20 protein-coding genes and 2 tRNA genes are annotated in these 24,761 nt (G+C 70.2%); 6 read left to right on the forward strand and 16 right to left on the reverse strand.

Annotated features, from left to right (window positions below):
- Positions 1 to 52 precede the first annotated feature (52 nt).
- A complete protein-coding gene (gene leuS / locus ACZ7M7_RS05005; protein ID WP_472112862.1) occupies positions 53 to 2,935 on the reverse strand; it encodes a leucine--tRNA ligase in 2,883 nt (960 codons plus the stop codon).
- Positions 2,936 to 3,547: 612 nt separating this feature from the next.
- On the opposite strand from leuS, the gene ACZ7M7_RS05010 reads away from it, so the two are divergent.
- Together ACZ7M7_RS05010 and ACZ7M7_RS05015 are read left to right on the forward strand one after the other, a co-directional pair.
- A complete protein-coding gene (locus ACZ7M7_RS05010) occupies positions 3,548 to 4,780 on the forward strand; it encodes a cytochrome b/b6 domain-containing protein (RefSeq protein ID WP_472113937.1) in 1,233 nt (410 codons plus the stop codon).
- Complete coding sequence (locus ACZ7M7_RS05015; protein WP_383611102.1) at positions 4,777 to 6,387, forward strand: NADH-ubiquinone oxidoreductase-F iron-sulfur binding region domain-containing protein; 1,611 nt, start codon at positions 4,777 to 4,779, stop codon at positions 6,385 to 6,387. The genes ACZ7M7_RS05010 and ACZ7M7_RS05015 overlap by 4 nt, the downstream gene beginning before the upstream one ends.
- 114 nt (positions 6,388 to 6,501) lie before the next feature.
- Here the strand turns inward: ACZ7M7_RS05015 and ACZ7M7_RS05020 are convergent.
- A tRNA-Ala gene (locus ACZ7M7_RS05020) sits at positions 6,502 to 6,574 on the reverse strand.
- Positions 6,575 to 6,698: 124 nt separating this feature from the next.
- Here ACZ7M7_RS05020 and ACZ7M7_RS05025 point away from each other — a divergent pair.
- The gene (locus ACZ7M7_RS05025; protein WP_472112865.1) at positions 6,699 to 7,940 is read left to right on the forward strand and encodes a glycosyltransferase 87 family protein; all 1,242 of its coding nucleotides are present in this window, start codon (positions 6,699 to 6,701) and stop codon (positions 7,938 to 7,940) included.
- On the opposite strand, the gene ACZ7M7_RS05030 is transcribed toward ACZ7M7_RS05025, so the two are convergent.
- From ACZ7M7_RS05030 to ACZ7M7_RS05065, 8 genes are all read right to left on the reverse strand, one after another.
- Positions 7,919 to 8,152: a hypothetical protein gene (locus ACZ7M7_RS05030; protein WP_003976229.1), complete on the reverse strand. Its 234-nt coding sequence runs from the start codon at positions 8,150 to 8,152 to the stop codon at positions 7,919 to 7,921. The two genes, ACZ7M7_RS05025 and ACZ7M7_RS05030, sit on opposite strands and share 22 nt — an antisense overlap.
- Positions 8,153 to 8,591: 439 nt before the next feature.
- Positions 8,592 to 8,664, reverse strand: a tRNA-Ala gene (locus tag ACZ7M7_RS05035).
- 146 nt (positions 8,665 to 8,810) lie between these two features.
- Positions 8,811 to 9,482, reverse strand: coding sequence for a histidine phosphatase family protein (locus ACZ7M7_RS05040; RefSeq protein WP_383611107.1), 672 nt, complete (start codon positions 9,480 to 9,482; stop codon positions 8,811 to 8,813).
- The gene (gene rsfS, locus ACZ7M7_RS05045; protein WP_383611110.1) at positions 9,479 to 9,925 is read right to left on the reverse strand and encodes a ribosome silencing factor; all 447 of its coding nucleotides are present in this window, start codon (positions 9,923 to 9,925) and stop codon (positions 9,479 to 9,481) included. The genes ACZ7M7_RS05040 and rsfS overlap by 4 nt, the downstream gene beginning before the upstream one ends.
- Positions 9,926 to 10,032: 107 nt before the next feature.
- Positions 10,033 to 11,742 (reverse strand): LCP family protein, encoded by a 1,710-nt coding sequence (locus ACZ7M7_RS05050; protein ID WP_472112868.1) that lies wholly within the window; start codon positions 11,740 to 11,742, stop codon positions 10,033 to 10,035.
- Positions 11,743 to 11,767: 25 nt separating this feature from the next.
- Positions 11,768 to 12,406 (reverse strand): nicotinate-nucleotide adenylyltransferase, encoded by a 639-nt coding sequence (nadD, locus tag ACZ7M7_RS05055; RefSeq protein WP_383611116.1) that lies wholly within the window; start codon positions 12,404 to 12,406, stop codon positions 11,768 to 11,770.
- A 79-nt stretch (positions 12,407 to 12,485) separates the two neighbouring features.
- Positions 12,486 to 12,650, reverse strand: a complete 165-nt coding sequence (locus tag ACZ7M7_RS05060; protein ID WP_107119861.1) for a hypothetical protein — start codon at positions 12,648 to 12,650, stop codon at positions 12,486 to 12,488.
- Between the two features lie 131 nt (positions 12,651 to 12,781).
- The gene (locus ACZ7M7_RS05065; RefSeq protein ID WP_328427687.1) at positions 12,782 to 12,943 is read right to left on the reverse strand and encodes a hypothetical protein; all 162 of its coding nucleotides are present in this window, start codon (positions 12,941 to 12,943) and stop codon (positions 12,782 to 12,784) included.
- 124 nt (positions 12,944 to 13,067) lie between these two features.
- Here ACZ7M7_RS05065 and ACZ7M7_RS05070 point away from each other — a divergent pair, with 124 nt between their 5' ends.
- Entirely contained in the window at positions 13,068 to 14,180 is a 1,113-nt protein-coding gene (locus ACZ7M7_RS05070; RefSeq protein ID WP_383611120.1) for a M48 family metallopeptidase, read from the forward strand.
- Positions 14,181 to 14,402: 222 nt separating this feature from the next.
- Here the strand turns inward: ACZ7M7_RS05070 and ACZ7M7_RS05075 are convergent, their stop codons facing one another.
- The 5 genes from ACZ7M7_RS05075 to proB all read right to left on the reverse strand — a co-directional run bounded on the left by ACZ7M7_RS05075 (position 14,403) and on the right by proB (position 19,630).
- Positions 14,403 to 15,491, reverse strand: a complete 1,089-nt coding sequence (locus tag ACZ7M7_RS05075; RefSeq protein ID WP_383611123.1) for an SCO2583 family membrane protein — start codon at positions 15,489 to 15,491, stop codon at positions 14,403 to 14,405.
- Positions 15,492 to 15,625: 134 nt separating this feature from the next.
- Positions 15,626 to 16,201, reverse strand: coding sequence for an SCO2584 family spore wall biosynthesis protein (locus ACZ7M7_RS05080; RefSeq protein ID WP_451166767.1), 576 nt, complete (start codon positions 16,199 to 16,201; stop codon positions 15,626 to 15,628).
- A 148-nt stretch (positions 16,202 to 16,349) separates the two neighbouring features.
- Positions 16,350 to 17,636, reverse strand: coding sequence for a glutamate-5-semialdehyde dehydrogenase (locus ACZ7M7_RS05085; protein ID WP_383611128.1), 1,287 nt, complete (start codon positions 17,634 to 17,636; stop codon positions 16,350 to 16,352).
- Between the two features lie 113 nt (positions 17,637 to 17,749).
- Positions 17,750 to 18,205 carry a hypothetical protein gene (locus ACZ7M7_RS05090; protein ID WP_383611177.1) on the reverse strand — a complete coding sequence of 152 codons (456 nt, stop codon included), beginning with the start codon at positions 18,203 to 18,205 and terminating at the stop codon, positions 17,750 to 17,752.
- A gap of 297 nt (positions 18,206 to 18,502) precedes the next feature.
- Entirely contained in the window at positions 18,503 to 19,630 is a 1,128-nt protein-coding gene (gene proB / locus ACZ7M7_RS05095) for a glutamate 5-kinase (RefSeq protein ID WP_472112872.1), read from the reverse strand.
- Between the two features lie 179 nt (positions 19,631 to 19,809).
- Here proB and ACZ7M7_RS05100 point away from each other — a divergent pair, with 179 nt between their 5' ends.
- Both ACZ7M7_RS05100 and ACZ7M7_RS05105 read left to right on the forward strand, forming a co-directional pair.
- Positions 19,810 to 21,231 (forward strand): polysaccharide pyruvyl transferase family protein, encoded by a 1,422-nt coding sequence (locus ACZ7M7_RS05100; RefSeq protein WP_472112874.1) that lies wholly within the window; start codon positions 19,810 to 19,812, stop codon positions 21,229 to 21,231.
- A gap of 172 nt (positions 21,232 to 21,403) precedes the next feature.
- Positions 21,404 to 23,449 (forward strand): hypothetical protein, encoded by a 2,046-nt coding sequence (locus ACZ7M7_RS05105; RefSeq protein WP_472112876.1) that lies wholly within the window; start codon positions 21,404 to 21,406, stop codon positions 23,447 to 23,449.
- Here the strand turns inward: ACZ7M7_RS05105 and ACZ7M7_RS05110 are convergent.
- The gene (locus tag ACZ7M7_RS05110; RefSeq protein WP_383611138.1) at positions 23,418 to 24,644 is read right to left on the reverse strand and encodes a glycosyltransferase family 2 protein; all 1,227 of its coding nucleotides are present in this window, start codon (positions 24,642 to 24,644) and stop codon (positions 23,418 to 23,420) included. The genes ACZ7M7_RS05105 and ACZ7M7_RS05110 overlap by 32 nt on opposite strands.
- Positions 24,645 to 24,761: the final 117 nt, after the last annotated feature.

Here is a 24,761-nt window from a genome sequence, read left to right on the forward strand (position 1 = left end):
GAACCGCCGAATCACCGCGCCAATGCCGGGGCGCCTACGCCTACGCCTACGCCTACGCCGGAACGATATTCACCAGCTTCGGCGCCCGCACGATCACCTTGCGGATCCCGGACCCGTCCAGCGCCGCCACGACCTTCCCGTCGGACAGCGCGACCTTCTCCAGCTCCTCGTCGGAGATCGCCGGCGAGACCTCCAGGCGGGCCTTGACCTTGCCCTTGATCTGCACGACGCAGGTCACGGTCTCGTCGACGACGTACGCCGGGTCGGCGACCGGGAAGTCCCGGTGCACCACCGAGTCGGTGTGCCCCAGCTTGCGCCACAGCTCCTCGGCGATGTGCGGGGCCAGCGGCGCGGCCATCAGCACCAGCGACTCGGCCACCGGGCGCGGTACCGCGCCGCCCGTCTTCGTCAGGTGGTTGTTCAGCTCCGTGACCTTGGCAATGGCGGTGTTGAACCGCATGCCCTCCAGGTCCCCGCGCACCCCGTCGATCGCCTTGTGCAGCGCACGCAGCGTGTCCTCGTCGGGCTCGGCGTCCGCCACCGTCACGGCACCGGTCGTCTCGTCGACGACGTTGCGCCACAGCCGCTGCAGCAGCCGGAACTGGCCGACCACCGCGCGCGTGTCCCAAGGCCGGGACACGTCCAGCGGGCCCATCGCCATCTCGTACAGACGCAGCGTGTCGGCGCCGTACTCGGCACAGATCTCGTCCGGAGTGACCGCGTTCTTCAGGGACTTGCCCATCTTGCCCAGCAGCCGGGAGACCTTCTCGCCCTGGTAGTAGTAGGCGCCGTCGCGCTCCTCCACCTCGGCGGCCGGCACCGCGATGCCGCGGCTGTCGCGGTACACGTAGGCCTGGATCATGCCCTGGTTGAACAGCTTGTGGAACGGCTCCACGGAGGAGACGTGTCCCAGGTCGAACAGGACCTTGGACCAGAATCGCGCGTACAGCAGGTGCAGCACGGCGTGCTCGGCGCCGCCGACGTACAGGTCGACGCCGCCGTGCGGCTGACCCTCGCGCGGACCCATCCAGTACTGCTCGATCTCGGGGTCGACCAGCTTCTCGCTGTTGTGCGGGTCCAGGTAGCGCAGCTCGTACCAGCAGGAACCGGCCCAGTTGGGCATGGTGTTGGTCTCACGCCGGTAGCGCTTCGGACCGTCGCCCAGGTCCAGCGTGACGTTGACCCAGTCCTCGTTGCGCGACAGCGGCGTCTCGGGCTGGGTGTCGGCGTCGTCCGGGTCGAAGGTGCGCGGCGAGTAGTCCTCGACCTCGGGCAGCTCCAGCGGCAGCATCGACTCGGGCAGCGCGTGGGCGATGCCGTCCTCGTCGTAGACGATCGGGAAGGGCTCGCCCCAGTAGCGCTGGCGGCTGAACAGCCAGTCACGCAGCCGGAAGTTGACGGTGCCCTCGCCGACGCCGGACCGCTCCAGCCACTCGGTGATGCGCGCCTTGGCCTCGGCGACGTCCAGGCCCTCCAGGGAGACGTCGTCGTTGGAGGAGTTGATGATCTTCGCGTCGTACGACCCGAAGGCGTCCTCCCAGGTCGAGGTGTCCGTGCCCCGCCCGTCGGTCGGCTCGACGATGCAGACGATCGGCAGCTCGAAGGCGCGCGCGAACTCGAAGTCGCGCTGGTCACCCGCCGGAACGGCCATGATCGCGCCGGTGCCGTAGCCCATCAGGACGTAGTCGGCGATGAAGACGGGGACCTGCTCGCCGTTGACCGGGTTGGTCGCGTACGAGCCGATGAAGACGCCGGTCTTGTCCTTGGCCTCGGCCTGGCGCTCGACGTCGGACTTGGAGGCGGCCTGCGCGCGGTAGGCGGCGACGGCCTCGGCCGGGGTCGCGTGGCCGCCGGTCCAGACGTCGTGGGTGCCCTCGGGCCAGGCGTCCGGGGTGAACTTCTCGACCAGCGGGTGCTCGGGCGCCAGCACCATGTAGCTCGCGCCGAACAGGGTGTCGGGGCGCGTGGTGAAGACCGTGATGCGCTCGCCGTCCACGGGGAAGTCGACGCGGGCGCCTTCGGAGCGGCCGATCCAGTTGCGCTGCTGCAGCTTGATGGCCTCGGGCCAGTCCAGCTCGTCCAGGTCGTCCAGCAGCCGGTCGGCGTAGGCGGTGATCCGCATGTTCCACTGGCGCAGCTTGGCCTTGAAGACTGGGAAGTTGCCGCGCTCGGAGCGACCGTCGGCGGTGACCTCCTCGTTGGCCAGCACGGTGCCCAGGCCGGGGCACCAGTTGACCGGCGCGTCGGAGGCGTAGGCCAGGCGGTACTCGCCCAGGACGTCCGCGCGCTCGGCGACGCTCAGCTCGCTCCACACGCGCGTGCCGCCGTCAGCGCCCGGTACGGCACGCTCGCCCGACTCGAACAGGGCGATCAGCTCGGAGATCGGACGGGCCTTCTTCGCCTCGTCGTCGTACCAGGAGTTGAAGATCTGCAGGAAGATCCACTGGGTCCACTTGTAGTAGTCCGGGTCGATCGTGGCGAACGACCGGCGCTTGTCGTGGCCCAGACCCAGCCGGCGCAGCTGGCTCTGCATGTTCTTGATGTTGGCCTCGGTGGACACACGCGGGTGCGTGCCGGTCTGCACGGCGTACTGCTCGGCGGGCAGGCCGAAGGCGTCGAAGCCCAGGGTGTGCAGGACGTTGTGGCCGGTCATGCGCTGGAAGCGTGCGAAGACGTCGGTGGCGATGTAGCCCAGCGGGTGACCGACGTGCAGGCCCGCTCCGGAGGGGTAGGGGAACATGTCCATGATGAACTTCTTGGGCTTGGCGACCAGCTCGGGGTCGCCCGCCAGGTCACCCTTGGGGTTCGGCGCCGCGTACGTGCCCTCGACGTCCCAGAAGTCCTGCCAGCGTGCCTCGATCTCGGCCGCCATGGCGGCCGTGTAGCGGTGCGGCGCGGCCACCTCGGCGGTGGCAGCGGGGTTCGTCTCGCTCATGATCCTCAAAGCTCCATCGATCGTCTCTGCAAGCGGCTGCGGTTCTCCGGAAACGAAAAATCCCCTCGCACAGGAGGGGACGCCGCGCCGATTCCGACCATCCGATTCGCCCGGTGGTCGGGACTGATCAGCGCGGCCCGCTAAGCAGAAGGCGTACGGCACGCATGGCGTCAGGGTACCGCAGCGCCCGAGCGGGTCGCGACGGACTTCCGGCGGGGGCGCGAAGGGCTTCTCATAGGGCGCGCGCATGAACATCGGCGCCCCGGGTTCCGTACCTGAGAGTTGTGAAGACCTCGAGAAGTTGAACAATGCTCAACTGTTACCTGGCGTAACAGTCGCTAAGGGACAACACAAGCCTCTCTCAGCCCGTAGATAACAGCGCAATAACTCAAACCCCGTACCCCCCGGTATGGAGCCGCTTAGAGTGCGGCAGCGGGACCGCTTTCCCGAACCGTTCGGAGTCGCCCCCATGAACCCTCGCCCTCACAGCACCTCGCCCCCCAGGCCGGCTCTCCCGGCTCGGGGGGCGTCGGTCGGTGCCTCTCGGTCGTCCATACCCCTCATCGCGATATCGGGAGGTATGTCGTGACGACGGATCCGAACGACAGCGTGATGGACGACGCGTTCCTGGAATTCCTCAACTTCGGAGCCGGCGTCCTGTCGCTCGTCTGCCTCACCTGCTCGGTGATCTGGGGACTCATCGCTCAGGACCGGATGATCCTCAACACCCGGCAGCGGATCATCGCTCAGGGCATCCACCGGGTGACCGCCGTGGCCTCGATCGCGTTCCTCCTGGTGCACATCGGCGTCAAGCTGGCCCTCGGCCACGCCACCCTGCTCGCCGCGCTGATCCCCTTCAGCCTCACGTTCGCCGGCGGCACCGAGATCCCGGGCAGCGCCTTCCTGGTCGGCCTGGGTTCCCTGGCCGCCCTCCTCATGATCTTCGTGGCCGTCACCGGCGCGCTGCGCAACCGCTTCGCGTCCCCGGCGCCCGTCGCGGCGCGCTGGCGGATGATGCACATGCTGGCCTACCCGGCGTGGTGCGCGTCCCTGATCCACGGACTGTTCGCCGGCCGCCCGGCGGCGACGTTCTTCATGGTGTGTTACGAGCTGTGCGTGGTCGCCGTCGCCGGGGCACTGGCCCTGCGCGCTGCACCGCGTCCCTTCAAGCGCAAGGTCGCCGACCGGCTCGCCCAGATCATCGGCAACGACCCCGCGGGCCGCGAGAACCTGGAGGAGAGCCGCGCCAGGGCCGCGTCCGGCTCCTCGCGGCCGGGCTACGACAACCAGCGCCCGTCGCGACGGGCGCGCGACGAACGCTCCGGCTCCCTGCCCGGCATGCCCTCCCAGCCCCCCTCGGCCGCGGAGACCACGGGCGGTTTCGCCGCCGCCTACCGCGCCGTCTCGCCCCGCTCCCGGGGGCAACAGCAGCCCTATGCGCCCGACCAGACCTCACGCATGGACCTGCCCCTGGACATGCAGCCGACGGAGGCGATCCCGCTCGTCGACGGCGGCGGCAGCACCTCGGGCAGCTGGCCGATCCCGTCCCCACCGCCGGTCGGCGAGGCGCCCCCGTCGGCCTACGACCCGCTCAACGACACCGGATACAACATCCCCGTCTACGGCAATTCGGGCACCCCCGGCTACGACTCCGGGGCGTCGGGCTACGGTTCGAGTGATGTGTACGACACCGCTGAGACAAACGCCGCCTTCGGTACGTACAACCAGAACGACACGTACAACAACAGCGGTCCCGCCACTGAAACTTTCCCCGGTGCCTCCTACGACTTCGACGCACCGGGTTCGGGCGAACCTTGGAACACGCCTTCCGGAGGCTTTAAGTGAACGAGGCCCTGCCCGACGTACCAGAAGTCCGCGTAGTCGGTCTTCCGCAGCTCACGTCGGGCTTCGACCTTGTCGAAAGACTTGATCTGCCCATGCACCTGAAGGTGCACGGGCCGCTCGAACCGATGGGCGGCGAGCAACTAGCGAAGCTCGCCGAGAACATCAACCTGAAGGGCCGCGGCGGCGCGGGCTTCCCCTTCCACAAGAAGCTGCGCGCGGTCGCCGAGTCCGCGATCAAGCGCGGGGTACGGCCGGTCGTCGTGGTCAACGGCAGTGAGGACGAACCGGCCTGCCGCAAGGACACGGTGATGATCAACCGTGCCCCCCATCTCATCCTGGACGGGGCGCTGCTGTGCGCCGAGGCCCTGGGTGCCCGCACGCTCGTGATCGCGGTCACCCGGGAGTCCACCCAGCGCTCCATGGAGGCGGCGCTCGCCGAACGCGGACTGAGCAACAGCCGTCGGTCCGCGCTACGCGCGTTCGTCCAGCGCAACCCCGTGCGCATGGTCACCGGCGCCGCCGCCTCCGTGATCCGCTCCATCGACGGCGGCCCGGCGATCCCGGCCGGCCGCAAAGTCAGCGCCTCACAGAACGGTGTCGGCGGCGCCCCCACCCTGCTGTCCAACGCCGAGACGTTCGCGCAGCTGGCCATCGCCGCCCGCATCGGCCCGGAGCGCTACGGCAACACCGGCCTGTACGACGAGCCGGGCACCGTCATGCTCACGGTCTCCGGCGCGGTCGCCCGCCCGATGGTCATCGAGGTCCCCACAGGCGTGCCGCTGCGCTACGTCCTCCAGCTCGCCGGCGCCCCGCCCGTCCCGCAGGGCGTGCTGACCGGCGGCTACCACGGCAAATGGATCGACGCGGCGACGGTCAACGAGACGATCGTCTCGCGCAACTCCCTGGACGCGGTGGGCGGCGCACTCGGCGCCGGCGCGATCCTGCCGATCACTCAGGAGACCTGCCCGCTGGGCGAGTCGCTGCGCGTGGCGCAATGGCTGGCCGAGGAGAGCGCGGGCCAGTGCGGCCCCTGCTACCTCGGTCTGCCGGCCGCCGCACGCGGCCTGGAGGACATCCTCAACGGCGGTGGTCCGGCCGCCCTGGAGGCGCTCAAGCAGGTCGCCAAGAACGTGAAGCGGCGCGGCGCGTGCTCGCACCCCGACGGCTCCGCAATGTTCCTGGAGTCGACCATCAAGGCGTTCACCGACGACCTCGCGGCGCATGTCCTCGGCAACGGCTGCGGACGACCCGTGGAGGGCGTTCTGCCGCTCTTCGAGGGCGGCCGGGCTCCGTCGGGCATTCCGGGCGGAGCCGAGTCCGAGGAGAACGGCCCCAGCCGCCAGAAGATCTACGTCGACTGGACGCTGTGCCGCGGCCACGGCCTGTGCGCGGACATCCTCCCCGAGGTCTTCCAACTGGGCGCCGACGGCTTCCCCACCGTTGCCCAGGCGAGGGTGCCTCGCTACGCCGAGGCCAAGGCCCTGCGCGCGGTGCGCCGTTGCCCGGCCCTCGCCCTGCGCCTGGAGGAGGACACCCGCGCGCAGGAGTCGTCCCGCAACCTGCCGGTCCTCTCCCAGGGCCGCGGGAGGCGGGCGCTGGGCCGCTGACGCAGGGCACGCACGCGTAGAGGGGCCGTCCACACCGGACGGCCCCTCGTTCGCACAGCCCGGAGCACACAAAAAAGATCCCGCCGGATCGAACCGATCCGGCGGGATCTGCTGTGGAGCTAAGGAGAATTGAACTCCTGACCTCCTGCATGCCATGCAGGCGCTCTACCAACTGAGCTATAGCCCCTTGCGGCCACCCGGCAGAGCCGCATCTTGACTGCGGCGCCCGTTTCCCCGGCGGCGACGCCAACATTACCGGTCGACCTCGCGCAGCACCAAATCGTTTCCGACCCAGCCCAGTACGGCCACTAATGTCGTACTTCGTGACCGCGATCACACCCTGGGCATTCCGCCGCCGAACGCCGGTCGCCGTGGGCGTCTGCCTGGTCTCCTTCGCCGCGTTCTGGGTGGCCCAGCGGGCCGCGCACGTCTCGATGATCGACCTGCTGGTGTACCGGGCCCAGGGGGCGACCGTACACGCGGGAGGCGACCTGTATGCGCTGCGGGCGACGGCCGCCCGACTGCCCGCCACCTACCCGCCGTTCGCGGCCCTGCTGTTCACCCCGCTGACACTCCTCGACACGGGGACGCTGCGCACCCTGGCCACGGCCGGGAACCTCGCACTGCTCGTGGTGTTCGTACGGCTGTCCCTGCGTCTGGTCGGGCACGCGCGCGTGGAGAGTGTCTGGTGGGTCGCGGCGGTGGCCGTGTGGTGCGAGCCGGTGTGGACGACGCTGCGGTACGGGCAGATCAACCTGCTGCTCGCCGTCCTGGTCCTGTGGGATCTGTCACGCCGGCCGGAGAGCCGCTGGACCGGCGTCGGGCTCGGGCTCGCGGCGGCCGTGAAGCTGACACCGGCTCTGTTCGCGGTGTTCCTGCTCGCCACCGGTGTCGTGGCCCGGCGCCGGCACGGCTGCGGCGGCCCCTGGCTGCGGCACGCGCGTGTGGCGGCCGCCTCGTTCGCCGGGGCGACCCTGCTGGCCGCGGCTGTACTGCCGTACGACTCCTGGCGTTTCTGGACCCGCGTCGTCTTCGCGACCGGGCGCGTGGGGCACGCCGAGGACACGGCGAATCAGGCCCTGCGCGGCGATCTCGCGCGTCTGCTGCACACTCCGGACCCTGGGGCCGCCTGGGTGCTCACGGCGGCCGTGGTGGGCGCGACAGGGCTCGGCGTGGCGGTGGCGGCGGAGTTGCGCGGTGGGCGGGCCTGGGCGGTGACCGCGTGCGGGGTGACGGCACTGCTCGTCAGTCCGGTGTCCTGGTCGCACCACTGGGTGTGGTGCGTGCCGGTGGTGCTGCTCCTGGGCACGCACGCGTACCGGCTCGCCACCCTCGGCACGCTGCTGGTCTTCTCGTCGTATGCGTTGTGGTGGGTGCCACACGGCCCGGGGCGGCACGAACTGCGCCAAAACGGCATCGAGTTGATGATGTCTTCCCAATACGGGACGTTCGGGTGTCTCTTCCTCGCGATCGCCGGGGTCGCCCTCAGGACGCTCAGGGGCCCCGGCCGCGGTCCGGCCGTGACGGCCGGTCAAGCCGTGACGAAGGAATAGAAGCGCTTGAGCGTGCAGTGCTCTTCGAGGAGGCGGCCGTAGATCGGTTCGCCCTCGAGTTCACGGTAGGTCTCGATCGGGTCGCCTTTTATGATCAGCGCCCGCGCGCATTCCTCGCACCAGTACTGGTAGTCGGGGTTCACCGGTTCCATGTCACGGACGATCGGCGTTCCGCTGCCGCACCAGTCGCACTTTCGCCTGTGTGCACCCATCGATCAGCTCCAGCTGTGGCCGCAGGCCGTGCACACGTAGGAAATTCCGCCGTTGTCCCCAAGGAGCTGGGCGACGTGGACGGAGCCGCAGGAAGGGCAGCTGAGGCGGGTGATCGTATCCCGTGCCAACGCTGCTCCGGAGAAGCCACCGGCCTCTCCGAAGATGCTCGCAGGCATCGCAACTCCCTCCCGTCGGGCCGCGCCCCCTTCCGGCCGTTTGATTCTGCCACGGCCGGACCAATACGGTCAGCGACGCCTCAGTACCAGTCCGGACACGGCAGCCCCCGTGGCCCGACGAAGCGTGCGAACACGCACCCCAAAGCGCCTCTTGAGAGGTATACGCCTGCGAGGCCCAAGTGACTCAAGCCGGACCCGAACAGTTCGGATACCAGAAGATCCCGCCGATCGAAGCGATCGGCGGGATCTTGTTGTCTCACTGTGGAGCTAAGGAGAATTGAACTCCTGACCTCCTGCATGCCATGCAGGCGCTCTACCAACTGAGCTATAGCCCCTTGTGCCACGCGGACGAACCGCAGTGGTCTTTCGCCCCGCTCGGCGGGGCGAACAAGAAGAACTTTAGCCTGCGACCTGCCGGAAAGTGAAATCCGGCTCCCGGGCCCGTCGCGGCCGGGACCACCCGCGTCAGTCGCCCTCGGCGTCAGTCGTCGTCGCCGAGCACCGGCTCCGGCAGGGTGCCGGCGTTGTGCTCCAGCAGACGCCAGCCGCGGGCGCCCTCACCCAGGACGGACCAGCAGCAGTTGGTGAGGCCGCCGAGGCTCTCCCAGTGCCTGGGCTCCAGGCCGAGGAGGCGGCCGATGGTCGTACGGATCGTGCCGCCGTGGCTGACCACGACGAGCGTGCCGTCCTCCGGGAGCTTCTCGGCGTGCCGGAGCACCACGGGCGCGGCGCGGTCGGCGACCTCGGTCTCCAGCTCGCCGCCGCCGCGGCGCACCGGCTCACCGCGCTTCCACGCCGCGTACTCCTCGCCGTACCGGGCGATGATCTCGTCGTGCGTCAGTCCCTGCCAGACGCCCGCGTAGGTCTCCCGCAGGGCCTCGTCGTGCATCACCTCGAGGCCGGTGAGCGTGGCCAGCTCGGCGGCGGTGTGCGCGGCGCGCTGGAGGTCGGAGGCGATGATCGCGTCGGGCTTGAGGCCCGCGAGCAGCCGGGCGGCGCGGCGGGCCTGGGAGATGCCGGCCTCGGTGAGGGGGACGTCCGTGGAGCCCTGGAAGCGGCGCTCCACGTTCCAGGAGGTCTGGCCGTGCCGCCACAGGATGACGCGGCGGCCCTTGCCGGGCCTGCCCGCGGCCACCTCACCGGTGGCACTCATCGCCAATCACCGCCCAGCTCGGCCGCCTCCTCGGCGGCCTGGTGCTTCGCGTGCTCCGCGGCCTTGCCGCGGGTGGCCTTGGCGTCCTCGGGCAGCTCCAGCTCGGGGCAGTCCTTCCACAGCCGCTCCAGAGCGTAGAAGACGCGCTCCTCGCTGTGTTGGACGTGGACGACGATGTCGACGTAGTCGAGCAGCACCCAGCGGGCCTCACGGTCGCCCTCGCGGCGCACCGGCTTGACGCCGAGCTCCTTCTGGAGCCGCTCCTCGATCTCGTCGACGATCGACTTGACCTGGCGGTCGTTGGGCGCGGAGGCCAGCAGGAAGGCGTCCGTGATCGACAGGACGTCGCTGACGTCGTAGGCGATGATGTCGTGCGCGAGCTTGTCGGCGGCTGCCTGGGCGGCGGTGTTGACGAGCTCGAGGGAACGGTCGGTAGCGGTCACTACAAGGCTTTCGATCGGCGGACACTTGACATCAAGGGTCTCACGGACCGCGGACAGCACCCCACGTGATTATCGGCTCACGTGGGGTGCCCCGGGTGTCGTGCCCGCTACGAGGACGACGGCTTGTAGTCCTGGCCGAGGACCACGGAGACGTCCGCGTTCCCGGACACCTCACCCTTGCTGACCGCTCCGGAGGACAGCCCCAGGGTCTTGGCGACCTCGGTGGCGTCGTCCTTGTCGGCGGCGTCGGCGTAGACCACCTCGGAGGTGGCGGCGGCGGATTCGGTGCCGCCCTCCAGGAAGGTGAAGCCGCCGTTCAGCAGCACCACGCGGGCCGCGTTGGTGTTGTCCTTGACGCCGCTGGCGTTGCGGACGGACACGCGGACCGCGGCGTCCTTGCCGGGGCTCTTGGCGGTGCCGCCGAGGACGTCCTTGACGACGCTCGCGCTCGCCTGTGCGCTCAGCGTGCCGTTGGTCTGGACGGGCAGCATGGCCGTCTTGTAGTCGCCGCCCTTGGCGAGGTCGGCGAGCTTGGCGAGGAAGGCGCCGAGGTCCTTGTCGGTCAGCGGCGGCTCGATGATCATCCCGAGCGTCTGCACGGTGGTGGTCGCGCCCTGCGTGTCCGAGGTCAGCTTGCGCAGCACGGCCTGCATGACCTGCCCGAACCGCTCCAGCTGGGCGTTCTGCGCCTCGCCGGAGCCCTGGTAGGTGGCGTAGGCGACGGCCGTCTTGCCGCTGAGGGTCTGCCCCTTGCCCTTGCGGACGAGGGGTGCGGCGCCCTTGGACTTGGCGTCCGGGTCGGGCACGTCGGCGTTGGTGTCGACCTCGATGTTGCCGACCAGGTCGACGAGGTTCTGCAGATACGGGGTGTCCAGCCGCCAGGTGCCCTGGATCTCGGTGCCGAGGACGGTGTCGATGGCGTCGCGCGTCCCGGAGGAGCCGTCGTCGTCAACCGACTTCGCCAGGGTGGTCGTGCTGCCGTCGTCGCCGGTCAGGGCGAGCGAGTTGGGCATCAGGACGGTGGTGCCCTGCTGGGTGGTGGCGTTGTCGACGAGCAGCGCCGTGGAGGTGCCGCCGCTCTTGGTGTTGTGCAGATGGACGACGATCACGTCACGCTTCTGGGCGCCCACGGGCGTCGCGGTGTCCGTCTTGTCGTCCGACGCCGTGAGGCCGGGCAGCTTCCCGGCGTACCAGAGGTAGCCGACGCCGCCGGCCGCGGCGATGGCGAGCACGACCACGAGGGCGATGACACGCGCGCGTGCCCGTCGCCGGGCCTCCTCGCGGCGCTCGGTGCGGTTCTCGGTGAACTTCAGCCAGTCGATGACGTCCTCGGAGTCCTGGTCGGGCTCCTCGACGAAAGCGAACTGTTCGGTGTGGTAGTCCGCGTCACCGCGGCCCTGGGCCACCGGTTCCTCGACCGGCCCGGCCTGCTGCGGGATGTAGGCGGTCTGCTCGGCGACCCGCTGCTGCTGACCGCTGGTCGCGGTACGGCCGTACGGGTCGTACGGCGCCGACTGCGCGCCGCCGTGGTGCTGCTGCTGGTGCGTGCCGGTGCCGTACGGGTCGTAGCCGGCCGTGGGCGGCTGCTGACCGGTGTCGCCGGACCCGTAGGGGTCGTACGGCGGCGCCGGCTGCTGCCGGCCGGTCGCGTACGGGTCGTAGCCGTATCCCTGCTGTGCGTAAGGGTCGTACTGCTGCGGCTGCTGTTGCTGCGGCGGGAGCTGTCGGTACACCGGCTGCCCGTACTCGTCGTAGCCGACCAGTTCGTACTGGTCGGCCTCGTATCCCGCGGCCCCCGCGTCGTATCGGTCGTTCACCGGTAGCCCCTCTCGGCTCACTGCCTCACTCGCCGCGGTACAGCTCGCGCTTGTCGATGTAGCGCACAACTCCGTCCGGCACCAGATACCAGATGGGGTCTCCCTTTGCGACTCTCGCGCGGCAATCGGTGGACGAGATGGCCAGCGCGGGAACCTCGACCAACGAGACACCGCCTTCCGGGAGCCCCGGATCGTTGAGGTGATGGCCGGGCCGGGTGACCCCGATGAAGTGCGAGAGGGAGAACAGCTCCTCCGAGTCCCGCCACGTCAGAATCCGGTCGAGGGCGTCGGCGCCGGTGATGAAGAACAGGTCCGTGTCGGGGTTGAGCGCACGCAGGTCGCGCAGGGTGTCCACGGTGTACGTCGGGCCGCCGCGGTCGATGTCGATGCGGCTGACGGAGAACTGCGGGTTCTCGGCCGTGGCGATGACCGTCATCAGATAGCGGTCCTCGGCCGGGGAGACGTGCCGGTGGCTCTTCTGCCACGGCTGGCCGGTGGGCACGAACACGACCTCGTCGAGGTGGAACTGCGCGGCGACCTCACTGGCCGCGACGAGGTGGCCGTGGTGGATCGGGTCAAACGTTCCACCCATGACGCCGAGGCGGCGCTTGGCGCGGTTCGACGGGCCGTTTCCGGGGCCGGTAGGCATGTCCTGCTCTCCCATGCGTGCAGACCCTACCGGCCCCGCCTGAGGGCTCCGGCCGGGCAGCTGTCGACCGGACCGGGAAGGACCTGGCCGGGACTCAGCGGTCGCGGTTGAAGCGGGTGGTGATCCACAGCAGGAGCAGCAGGATGACGAAGGCGCCACCCCCGGTGAGCCACGGGCTGATGCTGTTGTGGTTGCCACCGTGCTCCTCGCCCTCGGCGGCGAGGGTGACCAACTGGGCAGCGGCGCTGTGGAAGCTCATCTTCGGCGTGACCTATCGCGTGTGGGCGGGATAAAGATGTCGGCCCATCGTAAGCGGGCGCCATGACGGCGATCACGCCGACTCCACCGTTGGGGCGCCTTCGACGGTCCGCGGGGAACCTTCCCGGCGGCTCAGTCGTCATTCCGCCTGTAGCCCCGCAACAGGAACCACGCGGTCAGCACACAGCCCACGACCATCACGATCAGTACGACCCGGAGCAGATTTCCCGCCCCCTGCTGCTCGGCCGCGCTCGCGGCCTCGGTGAGCCAGGTGGCCGGAGGATTGTGCTCCATGACGCGGAACTCCTTCGCTGTAGTGCCCGTCCACGGTAACTCCGCCTAGGCTGGGCTCTGCTTCGGGGGCGCAAAGGGCGGAACAAGGCTCCGCAAAGAGCCGCACAGAGCCATCCAGACGCACATGGGGGAAGACATGTCCGAAGGCCACGAGCACACCGGGCACGAGAACGTACCGAGCAGGCAGCGCAGGCGTTTCCCGGGGATCTCCTCGCGTGCGTACGAACACCCGGCGGACCGCTCGGCCCTGGTGGCGCTGCGCAAGCTCAGCGGCTTCGACACGGTCTTCAAGGCCCTGAGCGGCCTGCTCCCGGAGCGCAGTCTGCGGCTGCTCTTCCTGTCCGACTCGGTGCGGGTGTCGGACCAGCAGTTCGCGCACCTCAACGACATGCTGCGCGACGCCTGTTACATCCTGGACCTGGAGAAGGTCCCGCCGATGTACGTCAACCAGGACCCGGTACCGAACGCGATGTGCATCGGCCTGGACGAGCCGATCATCGTGGTCACGACAGGCCTGGTCGAGCTGCTCGACGAAGAGGAGATGCGGGCGGTCGTCGGCCACGAGGTGGGCCACGCCCTCTCGGGCCACTCGGTCTACCGCACGATCCTCCTGTTCCTCACCAGCCTGGCGGTCCGGGTCGCCTGGATCCCGCTGGGCAACATCGCGATCATGGCCATCGTGACGGCGCTGCGCGAGTGGTTCCGCAAGTCGGAGCTCTCCGCCGACCGCGCCGGCCTGCTGGTCGGCCAGGACCTCCAGTCCTCCATGCGCGGCCTGATGAAGCTCGCGGGCGGCCACCATCTGCACGAGATGAACGTGGACGCGTTCCTGAAGCAGGCCGAGGAGTACGAGGCGGGCGGCGACCTGCGCGACTCGGTCCTCAAGATCCTGAACGTCCTGCCCCGCTCCCACCCCTTCACCACGGTCCGCGCGGCCGAGCTGAAGAAGTGGGCCGAGTCCCGCGACTACCAGCGCATCATGGACGGCCACTACCCGCGCCGCGACGAGGACAAGGACGCCTCGGTCACCGACTCCTTCCGCGAGTCCGCCTCCCACTACGCCACCCACGTGAAGTCCTCCAAGGACCCCCTGATGAAGCTGGTCACGGACATAGCGGGTGGCGCCGGCGACCTCGGCGGCCGCGTACGCCGAGGCTTCGGCGGCTTCACAAGCGCACCCCCGAGCGACGAGCCGAGGCGCGACGACACGGGCGGGGACGGCACGCCCACGAGCTGACGGCCTGCGTCCGCTTCTCGACGCCGGTCCAGGCATTCCATCCGGTTCGGCGTCAGAGGGCAGGCCCGGGCAATCCAGCCCGTCCGGCGTTTTGAGGACGAGGCCGTTCAGGCCGACAGCGGGGGTCTGGGGGCGGCAGCCCCCAGGGACCGGGGTCGAAGGGGCAGAGCCCCTGGAGGACGGGAAGGGTAGGGGCGGCGGGGGCGAGAAAACCCCCGGCGCTCAAACCTTCGGCTGGGACCCCGTAGCCAGCGACCCGCACAGCGCCGTCGCCCCACCCGTGGCGTAGGGGTCGGTCCCCGCAGGACCCCCCTCCTTCGCCGTCTGCCCGGCCAGCAGCGGATGCAGCCGGTTCGTGGAGTCCTCGGCGCACGACAGCGGCCCCGCCTGCACATAGGACACGACCAGCTGGGCCTGATGCAGCCGCAGGTCCTCCCGGTCGAACCGGAAGTGCAGCTCCCGCCGCACGGTGAACAGCGAGGCCTCGGCCGCCTTCTCCCCGGCCCCGGCCCCCGCCCGCACCGCCCGCAGCGCGTACACAAACGTGTGATCGGCCGTGACCTCGAGCGTGGACGAGTCCGTCTCCGCCGCCTGCAGCGTCCCCTGCACCCGGATCTTGCGGTCCGCCAGCTCCGCCTGGGAGGGGTCGAAGCGCACCAGCCACCCGGTCGGCGCATGCCGCCCGTCCGCGGCAGGCCGGCGGAAGCTCTGGTCGAATTGGTCCAGCTGGTCGGGATCGAGCAGCACCCGCACCGGACGGACCTGCTCACCGGTGAGCACCTCGGGATACAGCGAGGAGCGCACGATGTAGTCCTTGGCGATGCTCAGCGCATTCGTCACCTGGCTGTCCGAGAAGTGCGCGGTGCGGCGGGCGGCCGGCAGCGGTATGCCCTCCGCACCGAGCCGGAACTGAGCGGCGGGACTGCGCGCGTACAGGTTCTCCGTGTCGCTCGCCCCGGGCACCTTGCCCTCCGGAGCGAGCGGGATGACGGTCATGCGCAGCGGCTCGGCGGGCGGCCCGGAGTTAGCCGGGGTCTGGTAGGGGTGCCGTACACCCATGTAGATCGCCGTACCGAAGGCCACGGCGATCAGCAGAACCAGGATCAGCGCCTGCCGGGACAGGCCGCGCCGCAGTGGGGCACGGCGGCGCACGGCGGGGGCGTGGTCGGTGATGCGCTCCTGCGCGGAGAATTCCTGGAGGCGGGCAGCACGGACGAACGACTCGTCGAAGACGACGGATCGGTACTCGTCCTCGCCACCTCCGGGGCCGCCCTCGGGTGCCCCCTCGGGTGGGTCTGCTGGCCCTCCCATATCTTCAGGGTAGGTCGCCGGGAGCTCAGGTAAACGCCCTGCCGCACGACAAGTTCTGACAGGTTCTCACCAGGATCGTCAGACGGCTCTCAGTGGCGTTCAGGCCATCGATCGGGTCCCTCGATCGGGTCCGATCAGGGTGTGCGCGGGGTCGCCGATATGGCCGGTTGGGAGTGGTCGGCGGAGGCGGAGGGAGCCGCTCCGGTGCCCTGCTCCAGTCCGGTCGACGCGGGCGCCGGGACCTGCTCCCGGCCGCTGGAGGAGGCGCCGCGGTAGACCGCCGTGAAGGCCAGCGCGACCATGCCGATGCCCATCACCAGGGCGAGCATCCAGGCCACGGGACGGTGCCAGCGGACCTGTTTGCCGTACGTCCCGGGGGCGCCGTAGCGGCCTTCCAGGATGTCCGTGTCGTCCAGATCGTCCAGCTCGGGATCATGGCCGAAAGAGGGGCGGTCGTCGGGGCCGTACCCGTCGTCGTACCGCTCGCCCCGGCCGTGTGCCCGGCGGGCCTCCGCCTCGGAGGCCTCCGCTCTCGCCTGGGCGGCGGCCAGGAGGCGCTCGACGGCGGTCGGCTCGTGCACCGCGGCCGCCCGTACGAAGGCCTCGTCGAAGACCACGGAGGCGAACTCTTCGTCCGACACCCCGCGGTCGTGGTCGTCGTCGGGCTCCCAGCCGTCAGGGAACGGCGTGCCCCCCACGTCCTCCGGCACGGCTCCAGAGTAGACCTGGGGGGTCAATTTGGGCAGACGGTATGGAAATTCATCTGCCTGGTGAGACACCTGTCGTGCGGCACGGAGGCTGTCCGGGGGCGCGTGTCTGACGCATATGCCCTGGCCGCGCGCCCCTACGCCGTACGGGTCAGCGCCGTACGTGCCCGTCGCCGGTGACGATGTACTTCGTGCTGGTCAGCTCGGGCAGCCCCATCGGCCCGCGGGCGTGCAGCTTCTGCGTGGAGATGCCGATCTCGGCGCCGAAGCCGAACTGGCCGCCGTCCGTGAAGCGGGTGGACGCGTTCACCGCGACCGTCGTGGAATCGACCAGCTGGGTGAAGCGGCGGGCGGCCTGCTGCGAGGTGGTGACGATGGCCTCGGTGTGGCCGGAGGTCCACAGGCGGATGTGCTCGACGGCCTTGTCCAGCGAGTCGACGACCGCGGCGGCGATGTCGTACGACAGGTACTCGGTCTCCCAGTCCTCGGCGGTCGCCTCGACGACGGTCGCCTTGGAGTCCTTGCCGTACGCCATGATCCTCTCGTCGGCGTGCACGGTCACCCCGGCCTCCGCGAGGGCGTCCAGGGCACGCGGCAGGAACTCGGGGGCGATGTCCTGGTGGACCAGGAGGGTCTCGGCGGAGTTGCAGACGCTGACGCGCTGGGCCTTGGAGTTGATCAGGATCTCGATCGCCATGTCGAGGTCGGCGTGGGCGTCGACGTAGACGTGGCAGTTGCCCGTGCCGGTCTCGATCACCGGGACGATGGACTCGGTGACCACCGTCTGGATCAGCGAGGCGCCGCCGCGCGGGATCAGCACGTCGACTAGCCCGCGGGCCCGCATCAGCTCGCGTACGCTCTCGCGGCTCTCCCCGGGCACCAGCTGCACGGCGTCGGCGGGCAGCCCGGCCCCGCCCACGGCGTCGCGGATCACCCGGACGAGTGCGCTGTTCGACTCGTACGCCGAGGCCGAGCCGCGCAGCAGCACGGCGTTGCCGGACTTCAGGCAGAGGGCGGCGGCGTCGACGGTGACGTTCGGGCGGGCCTCGTAGATGATCCCGACGACACCCAGCGGGACGCGGACCTGGCGCAGGTCGATGCCGTTGGGGAGGGTCGAGCCGCGCACGACCTCACCGACCGGGTCGGGCAGCGCGACGACGTCCCGCACGTCGGAGGCGATGGCCCGCACGCGCTCCGGCGTCAGCGTCAGCCGGTCGATGATCGCCTCGCTGGTGCCGGCCTCGCGGGCCTTGGCGATGTCCTTGGCGTTGGCCTCGACGATTTCGCTCGTCCGGACCTCCAGGGCGTCCGCGATGGCGAGCAGCGCGTCGTCCTTCTCGGCCCGCGGTAGCGGAGCGAGGTCGGCGGCGGCGGCCTTGGCGCGGTAGGCGGCCCTGTTGACCGGGGACATGGAGTCGTACGGCGAAAGCGTGGTCATGAAAGAAGGGTAGTGCGCCCGCGAGGGCGGTCCATCGTATGTTCCGAACCGCGAGACGGAACCGAAACGCGGGCCCTCGCCCTCTTTTGCCCGCCCTCCCCCGCTGCCACGCCCTAGAACGGGTGGACACCCACCGGAGTCGCCGGCGGTGGTCCGAAGCCTTCCGCGAGCCTCAGGTGGTAGGTCTCGCGGTCGATCACCTCCAGGCCGACGATCTCCCAGGGCGGCAGCCCCGCGCTCTGCCGGTGCTCGCCCCACAGACGCAGGGCGACCGCGGCGGCGTCGTGCAGGTCGCGGGCCTCTTCCCAGTAGCGGATCTCGGCGTGGTCGCCCGCGTACCGGCTGGTCAGCAGAAAGGGGTGGTCGTGGGCGAGCTGTTCGAGGGCGCGCCGGACCTCCTTCAGCGGGGCCTCCTGACCGGAAACGCTGAGGGTGACGTGCCACAGGCGGGGCAGGTCCTTGGGCTCCTCATAGCGGTCGCCGGCCGCGACGCTCGTCAAGGCGCGCTCCTCACCGGCCGCACGGGACGAGGCCCCACCGGCACTGCGGGACGCCGTTCCAGGGCGCACTCGTCTCACGACGGCCTCCTTTACGCAGTGACCGACTCGGTGGTCGTGCGGAATGTGTCCCGTAGACAAAGTTGAGCAGGCCGCAAGGGCTCGCGGGGCGGTTTTGCGGAACGTCCACCTCAGGGCGACGTGGGCAACGGGGCGTTCCCCCTGTTTTCGGCCGGGGGTCCGGGGTTGGCCCCCGGGGCGATACAGCGCGGAACGTCCACTTCAGGGCGACGTCGACAGCGGGGCGTCCCCCTGTTTTCGCCACACCTCAGCAACGGAGCGCGTTCAGAACTCCGGGATCACCCGCCTCTACGGCGCCAGGATCACCAGGTCGTCCCGATGCACGACCTCCCGCTCGTACTCCGCCCCCAGCTCCCGTGCCAGCTCCCGCGTCGAGCGCCCGAGCAGTTGCGGCATCTCCTTGGCATCGAAGTTGACGAGCCCGCGTGCGACCGCGTGCCCCGCGCTGTCGCGCAGCTCGACCGGGTCGCCCGCGCTGAACTCGCCCTCGACGGCGGCGATCCCGGCCGGCAGCAGGGACATCCGGCGTTCGACGACCGCCCGTACCGCGCCGTCGTCCAGGGTCAGCGAGCCCTGCGGGGTGGAGGCGTGCTGGAGCCACAGCAGGCGGTCGGCGGAGCGCTTGCCGGTGGCGTGGAAGTAGGTGCCGGTGTCGCCGCCGTGCAGCGCCTCGGCGGCGTGGACCGCGCTGGTGAGGACGACCGGGATGCCCGCGGCGGCCGCGATCCGGGCGGCCTCGACCTTGGTGACCATGCCACCGGTGCCGACCCCGGCCCGGCCCGTGTGGCCGATCTCCACCTCCGCCAGATCCTCCGGACCGTGCACCTCCGCTATCCGCGAGGTGCCCGGCTTGCTGGGGTCGCCGTCGTACACGCCGTCCACGTCGGACAGCAGCACCAGCAGGTCGGCCCGCACCAGATGGGCCACGAGCGCCGCGAGCCGGTCGTTGTCGCCGAAGCGGATCTCGTCCGTGGCAACGGTGTCGTTCTCGTTGACGATCGGGAACGCGCCCATCGCGAGGAGCTTGTCGAGGGTGCGGGAGGCGTTGCGGTGGTGAGCGCGGCGGCTCATGTCGTCGCTGGTCAGCAGGACCTGGCCGACGCGGACGCCGTGGCGGGCGAAGGAGGCGGTGTAGCGGGCGACGAGAAGGCCCTGGCCGACGCTGGCGGCGGCCTGCTGGCGGGCCAGGTCCTTGGGGCGGCGACGCAGGCCCAGTGGGGCGAGACCGGCGGCGATGGCACCGGAGGAGACGAGGACGACCTCTCTCTCCCCACCGCTGCGGCTCTTCGCGAGGACGTCGACGAGCGCGTCGACGCGGTCGGCGTCCAGGCCGCCGGACGCGGTGGTCAGCGACGAGGACCCCACCTTGACGACGATCCTGCGGGCCTCGCGAACACCCTGCCTTGCCCCTGCCACCTGTGTTCTTTCCCCTCGCGTACGTCCGGTTCCCTGACCGGCAATCTACGCGAAGAGGATCGTGCGGCGCTCGGCGATTCCAGCCCCCGGACAGCCGGGTGGTAACGGCCTGCTCACGCTTTGCATACGGCAAAAAGGTTGCACTGGTTGCCTATAGAAGTAAAAGGCGGCGCAAACTTATGTTGAACGCTGTGCCACACGATGCTCTCCACGTTCACCGCGCGAAGCGGCTTCTCCTCCGTTCGGGCAAGAGCCCCTACGACGTCGTCTCCGTCGAGGAGGCGCTCCATCGGGACGTCATTGCCACCAACGCCGGCAACCTGATCTTCAGCGACGCCACCCACAAGATCCTTGAGACCCCGCACACCGAGGTCGTCTCGAACGGCATCCGCACCGATGTCTCGGCGGCGGGCCGGATCAACGAGGAGTACGACGCCTTCGTCGTCCCGCTCGCGAACGCGTTCCGGCCTTCGTTCGAGGGGCAGCTGAAGCGGCTGACGCGGCTGATCACCAAGCTGCGGATTCCGGTGGTCGTGGTGGGGGTCGGCGCGCAGGCCGGGCTCGGCTACAACGCGGCACGGCTGAAGGGCATCGAGCCCGCGGTGCGCGAGTTCGTCTCCGCCGTGCTCGACCGCAGCGCCTCGATCGGGGTGCGCGGCGAGTTCACCGAGAAGTACCTCAAGGACCTGGGGTTCCGGGACGTCGAGGTCATCGGCTGCCCGTCGCTGTTCCTGTACGGCAAGGAGCTCACCGTCACCAAGCGGGAGCCCGTCCTCGGCGCCGGCTCCCGGATCGCGGTCAACGGCTCGCACAGCGCGGTGAAGTCGCAGGGCCTGGACCGGGTCATCACCCGCGCCCACGCCCGCTACCCGTACCTGCGCTTCATCGGCCAGAACCTCAGTGACGCTCGGCAGCTGCACTGGCGGGACCTGTCCGACCCGAACGGCACGGTGACCGCGATGCCGACGCACCCCGACCACCCGATGTACCGGGAGGACAAGGTCCGCGTCTACGTCGACCCGGTCACCTGGATCGACGATCTGCGCGCGTTCGACTTCTCCTTCGGCTCCCGCATCCACGGCAACATCGCCGCGCTGCTGGCGGGCACCCCGGCGACCGTGCTGTGCGGCGACTCGCGCACGCTCGAACTGTGCCGCTACTTCGACATCCCGCACCGCCGGATCGACAAGCTGACCGAGGACGTGGACCCAGCGGCGCTGTACGAGGAGGCGGACTTCGGCTCCCTGATGAGCGGCCACCAGGAGCGGTTCGAGCGGTTCACGGCGTTCCTGGACAGAAACGGCCTGGAGAACACGTTCACGCACGGCGACGGCGGCGCCGCCTTCGACGCACGCATGAGGTCGCTGTCCTTCCCGGCGGGCATCCGCCCCTGGAACGACGCCGATCTGACCTCGCTCACCAGCAGGTTCGGCTGGCTGCAGAGCCGTATCACCGAACTCGCCACGGACAACGACCGGTTGCGGCGCGACCTGGCCCGCTCCGCCAAGGGCGGCGCGGCGGTGGCGACGCCGTCCGTCTACCGCCGGGCCCGCCGCGTGGTCGGCGGCCCCATCCGCAGGGCACTGCAATCGGGACGGTAGGGCGCCGGGGTCCCCGGCCGCCACGGCGAGGGCCGGGGCGCCCGGCAGCCCCGGTCACTCCAGGCCCCCAGGACACATGCGTGTCGTCCGCAGGCCGCCGCGCGTTAACCCGGGCGTACCACGACCCGTAACCCTACGCCCGCGTCCCGCGCCGATCTTGGAGTGACCGCAGTTGCCCGCACCCCTGTCCCGCATCCCGGTGAGAGCGCTCGTCACTGCTCTCCTGGCCGCCGCCTTCTGCGCCCAGGCCGTGGGGGCGCTGCGCCCCGACGTCCCGCTGCTGCTCGCCGCGACGGCCCTGTCCCTGGCCGTCGAGGGCGTGCTGCTGCGCTGGCAGCGCGGCATGCTGTCGGTGTTCGCCAAGTCGCACGCGGACATCACCGTGCGGCACGTGCTGCGGGACCTGCTGCTCGTGGTGGGCCTGCTGCGGCTGGGCGAGCAGCACCAGGAGCCGGTGTACACCCCGCTGATCGCGGGTCTGCTCGCCTTCTACGTCCTGCACTGCGCGATCCAGGCGGTGTCGGTGCTGGTCCGCCGCACCCGCACGCTGCCGGTGGTCACCCGCAACATCGACGCCGCCGCCCTGCGCCTGTCCCCCGCCCCGCCGATCCTGTCGCGCCGCCCGGGGCCCCGCCTGCTGATCTTCGGCCTCCCGGCCACGGCCGGCCTGCTGGCCACGGCGGCCACCGACGACCCCCGCTGCGCGGCTGTGGGCATCGCACTCTCCCTGGGCCTGTCCCTGGTGGGTCTGTGCGACCTTCTCGTACGGCTGCTGCCGAGCCGTCGCCCGGCGGGTGAGCGGGAGACTCTGGAGTGGCTCGACGCCTGGCTGGCGGAGTACCGGCCGACCGTCGGGCTCTACTTCTCCGGCGGCGCGTCCTCGGCGTACCAGGCGAACATGTGGCTGGAGCCGCTCGCGAAGCTGGAGGGACGGCCGCTGATCGTGCTGCGCGAGCGGTTCATGGTGCAGAAGATCGGGCCGACCGACGTGCCGGTCCTCTGCCTGCCGAAGGTCTCCACGCTGATGCGCCTGGAGGAGTCCTCGCTCCAGGTCCTCATCCACCCCTCGAACTCCGGCAAGACCTCCCAGGTCCTGCGCATCCCCACCCTCAAGCACACCTTCGTCAACCACGGGGAGAGCGACAAGCTGTCGTCCTGCAACCCGTACGCGAAGGCCTACGACGAGGTGTGGGTGGCCGGTCCGGCGGCGCGCGAGCGGTACGCGTACGCCGAGGTCGGCGTCGAGGACAAGGACGTCGTGGAGATCGGCCGCCCGCAGCTGGACGACGTCCGGCCGTACGCGGGCCCGCCCGGCGGGGCGTTCACGACGGTGCTGTACGCGCCGACCTGGGAGGGCTGGGACGGCAACCCCGGCAACACCTCGGTGATCGAGGCCGGCGAGAACCTCGTACGGGCGCTGCTCGCGGATGCGGGCGTACGACTGCTGTACAAGCCGCATCCGCTGACGGGGTCGGTGGATCCGCGGGCGGGGGCTGCCGATCTGCGCATCCGCGAGCTGATCACGGCGGCGAACCGGGAACGGACCGGCGAGCGCCCGCGTGACACCGGTGAGCTCGCCCTTCGTACCGAGGAGTTGGACCGGCTCACCACGACCGACGTGCGGGCGTCCGCCGATCAGCTCGAGCGGATGCTGCTGCAGTCGGCGCCGGAACCGGGGCGGGCGGAGGCGGTGACACGGGCGACAGCGGCCTGGGAGGAGGCGTACTGGGCCTCGCTGCCGGCGTGGGAGCACCAGGTCGTCACGGCCGCCCGGCCGACGCTGTACGCCTGCTTCAACGAGGCGGACCTGCTCATCAGCGATGTGTCCAGCGTGATCAGCGACTTCCTGGCGAGCGGGAAGCCGTACGCCGTGGCGAACACCAGCGGCCTCGCGGAGGACGTGTTCCGCAAGGCGTTCCCGACCGTGCGCGCGGGGACGGTGCTGACGCCGGACGCGGCCGGGGTGCCGGAGCTGCTGGACGCGGTGCGGCACCCCGAGAAGGATCAACTGGGCGAGGCACGCCTGGAGTTGAAGCGGCACCTGCTGGGGCCGGACGAGCCGTCGTCACAGGTGCGCTTCAACGAGGCCGTGCAGTCGCTGTGTTCACAGGCCGGGGAGCACCGCGCCCGGATGGCGGAGCGGCTGGCGGCGGAGACCCCCGAGATCCCCGATCAGCGACGGTCCTTCACGCCGCAGCGGCCCGCCCACCCGGCGTAGCCCCGCCCGAGGACCTCAGCGTCCGGCGCGCCTTGCGCACCGCCCGCCGCAGGAACGAGTCCACGCCGCCCTCCCGGTATCCGGGGAAGGCACGGGCCTCGCGCGGTTCGGCGAGGTACACGGACTCCGGTATCCCGGCCGCGGCGTCCCGGAAGTGCGGGTAGGCGAGGTAGACCCGGCGGCCCTTCTTCTCCAGGAGGGCCGCCGCCTGCTTCTTGGCCTTCACGAACTCCACCACGTCCAGCAGGAGTTCGGGGCGCCGCTCGGCGACCAGGTGCAGCCGCAGCCGCTCGTGGACCTTGAGCCGGCCGGCGATGCCGGGGGTCCAGTAGGCGTCCATGAGGGGCCCCGCGAGTTCGAGCTTGCGCTTCCGGACCTTCTCGCTGTCCTTGGCGTACTGGGGTCCGAACTGCGGCAGCAGCGTGATGAGGAAGGGACGGAGCATCAGCTGGTCGCGCCGCGGGCCCGCCGGGACGTGCTCGGCGATCAGGTTCATCAGGGCGCGCGCGGAGTCGAAGCGCAGGGCGTAGCCGCCGCTCTTGGTCACGTGCTTGCCGTCGTCGCGGCCGACCAGGTAGTAGCAGGTGTGGTCGGCGACCACGGAGACGCCGTCCGCCCGCAGGTAGGCCTCCATCGTGAACAGCGCGTCCTCGCCGGTCCACAGGGACTCGTCGAACCGCATGTTGTGCCGGGTCAGCAGGTCGCGGCGGAACAGCTTCTGCGCGCTCAGCGTGAACTTGATGTTCGAGGAGAAGACGTCGGTACGGTCCAGCGTCTTGCCCCACATCGACTTGGGCGCGGTGCGGTTGACCCCCTCGATGCGGCCGAGCACCACGTCCGTGCCGTTCCTGTCGGCCATCGCGACCATGCGCTCCAGGGCCTCGGGGCCCAGCCGGTCGTCGGCGTCCAGGAAGAAGACGAAACGCCCGGCGGCCTTCCCCAGACCGACGTTGCGCGGGCCGCTGGGGCCACCCGAGTTCTCCTGCCGGATCACGGTGACCGGCATCGCCGCGCGGGCGGCGAACTCCTCCAGGCACTCCCCCGTGCCGTCCGTCGAACCGTCGTCGACGGCGATGACCTCGATGCGCCCCGGGCCGATGGTCTGCGCCTCGACGGAAGCCAGGCACTCGACCAGGTACGGCATCGCTTCGTACGCCCCGATGATCACAGTCACATCAGGCTGCGTGACGGTCACGTTTCCCCCTTGTCAACGGGATATTTCCCCCGTATCGCCTCATTCGCTACTTGATAGACGGCTGGGTGTTGCAAGCGGTTGCCTCAGGCCGACGATTTGGTGGTCCAGATCACATCG

The organism is Streptomyces sp. NPDC111606 (assembly GCF_055656945.1).

Coding starts and splice junctions, on each gene's coding strand:
- nadD (WP_383611116.1), bottom strand. CDS start 12,406: ATGGGAGAGCAGGACATGCCTACCGGCCCCGGAAACGGCCCGTCGAAC.
- ACZ7M7_RS05065 (WP_328427687.1), bottom strand. CDS start 12,943: ATGGAGCACAATCCTCCGGCCACCTGGCTCACCGAGGCCGCGAGCGCG.
- ACZ7M7_RS05040 (WP_383611107.1), bottom strand. CDS start 9,482: ATGAGTGCCACCGGTGAGGTGGCCGCGGGCAGGCCCGGCAAGGGCCGC.
- ACZ7M7_RS05025 (WP_472112865.1), top strand. CDS start 6,699: ATGTCGTACTTCGTGACCGCGATCACACCCTGGGCATTCCGCCGCCGA.
- leuS (WP_472112862.1), bottom strand. CDS start 2,935: ATGAGCGAGACGAACCCCGCTGCCACCGCCGAGGTGGCCGCGCCGCAC.
- ACZ7M7_RS05100 (WP_472112874.1), top strand. CDS start 19,810: ATGTTGAACGCTGTGCCACACGATGCTCTCCACGTTCACCGCGCGAAG.
- ACZ7M7_RS05030 (WP_003976229.1), bottom strand. CDS start 8,152: ATGGGTGCACACAGGCGAAAGTGCGACTGGTGCGGCAGCGGAACGCCG.
- ACZ7M7_RS05060 (WP_107119861.1), bottom strand. CDS start 12,650: ATGAGCTTCCACAGCGCCGCTGCCCAGTTGGTCACCCTCGCCGCCGAG.
- ACZ7M7_RS05075 (WP_383611123.1), bottom strand. CDS start 15,491: ATGGGAGGGCCAGCAGACCCACCCGAGGGGGCACCCGAGGGCGGCCCC.
- ACZ7M7_RS05010 (WP_472113937.1), top strand. CDS start 3,548: ATGGACGACGCGTTCCTGGAATTCCTCAACTTCGGAGCCGGCGTCCTG.
- ACZ7M7_RS05070 (WP_383611120.1), top strand. CDS start 13,068: ATGGGGGAAGACATGTCCGAAGGCCACGAGCACACCGGGCACGAGAAC.
- ACZ7M7_RS05085 (WP_383611128.1), bottom strand. CDS start 17,636: ATGACCACGCTTTCGCCGTACGACTCCATGTCCCCGGTCAACAGGGCC.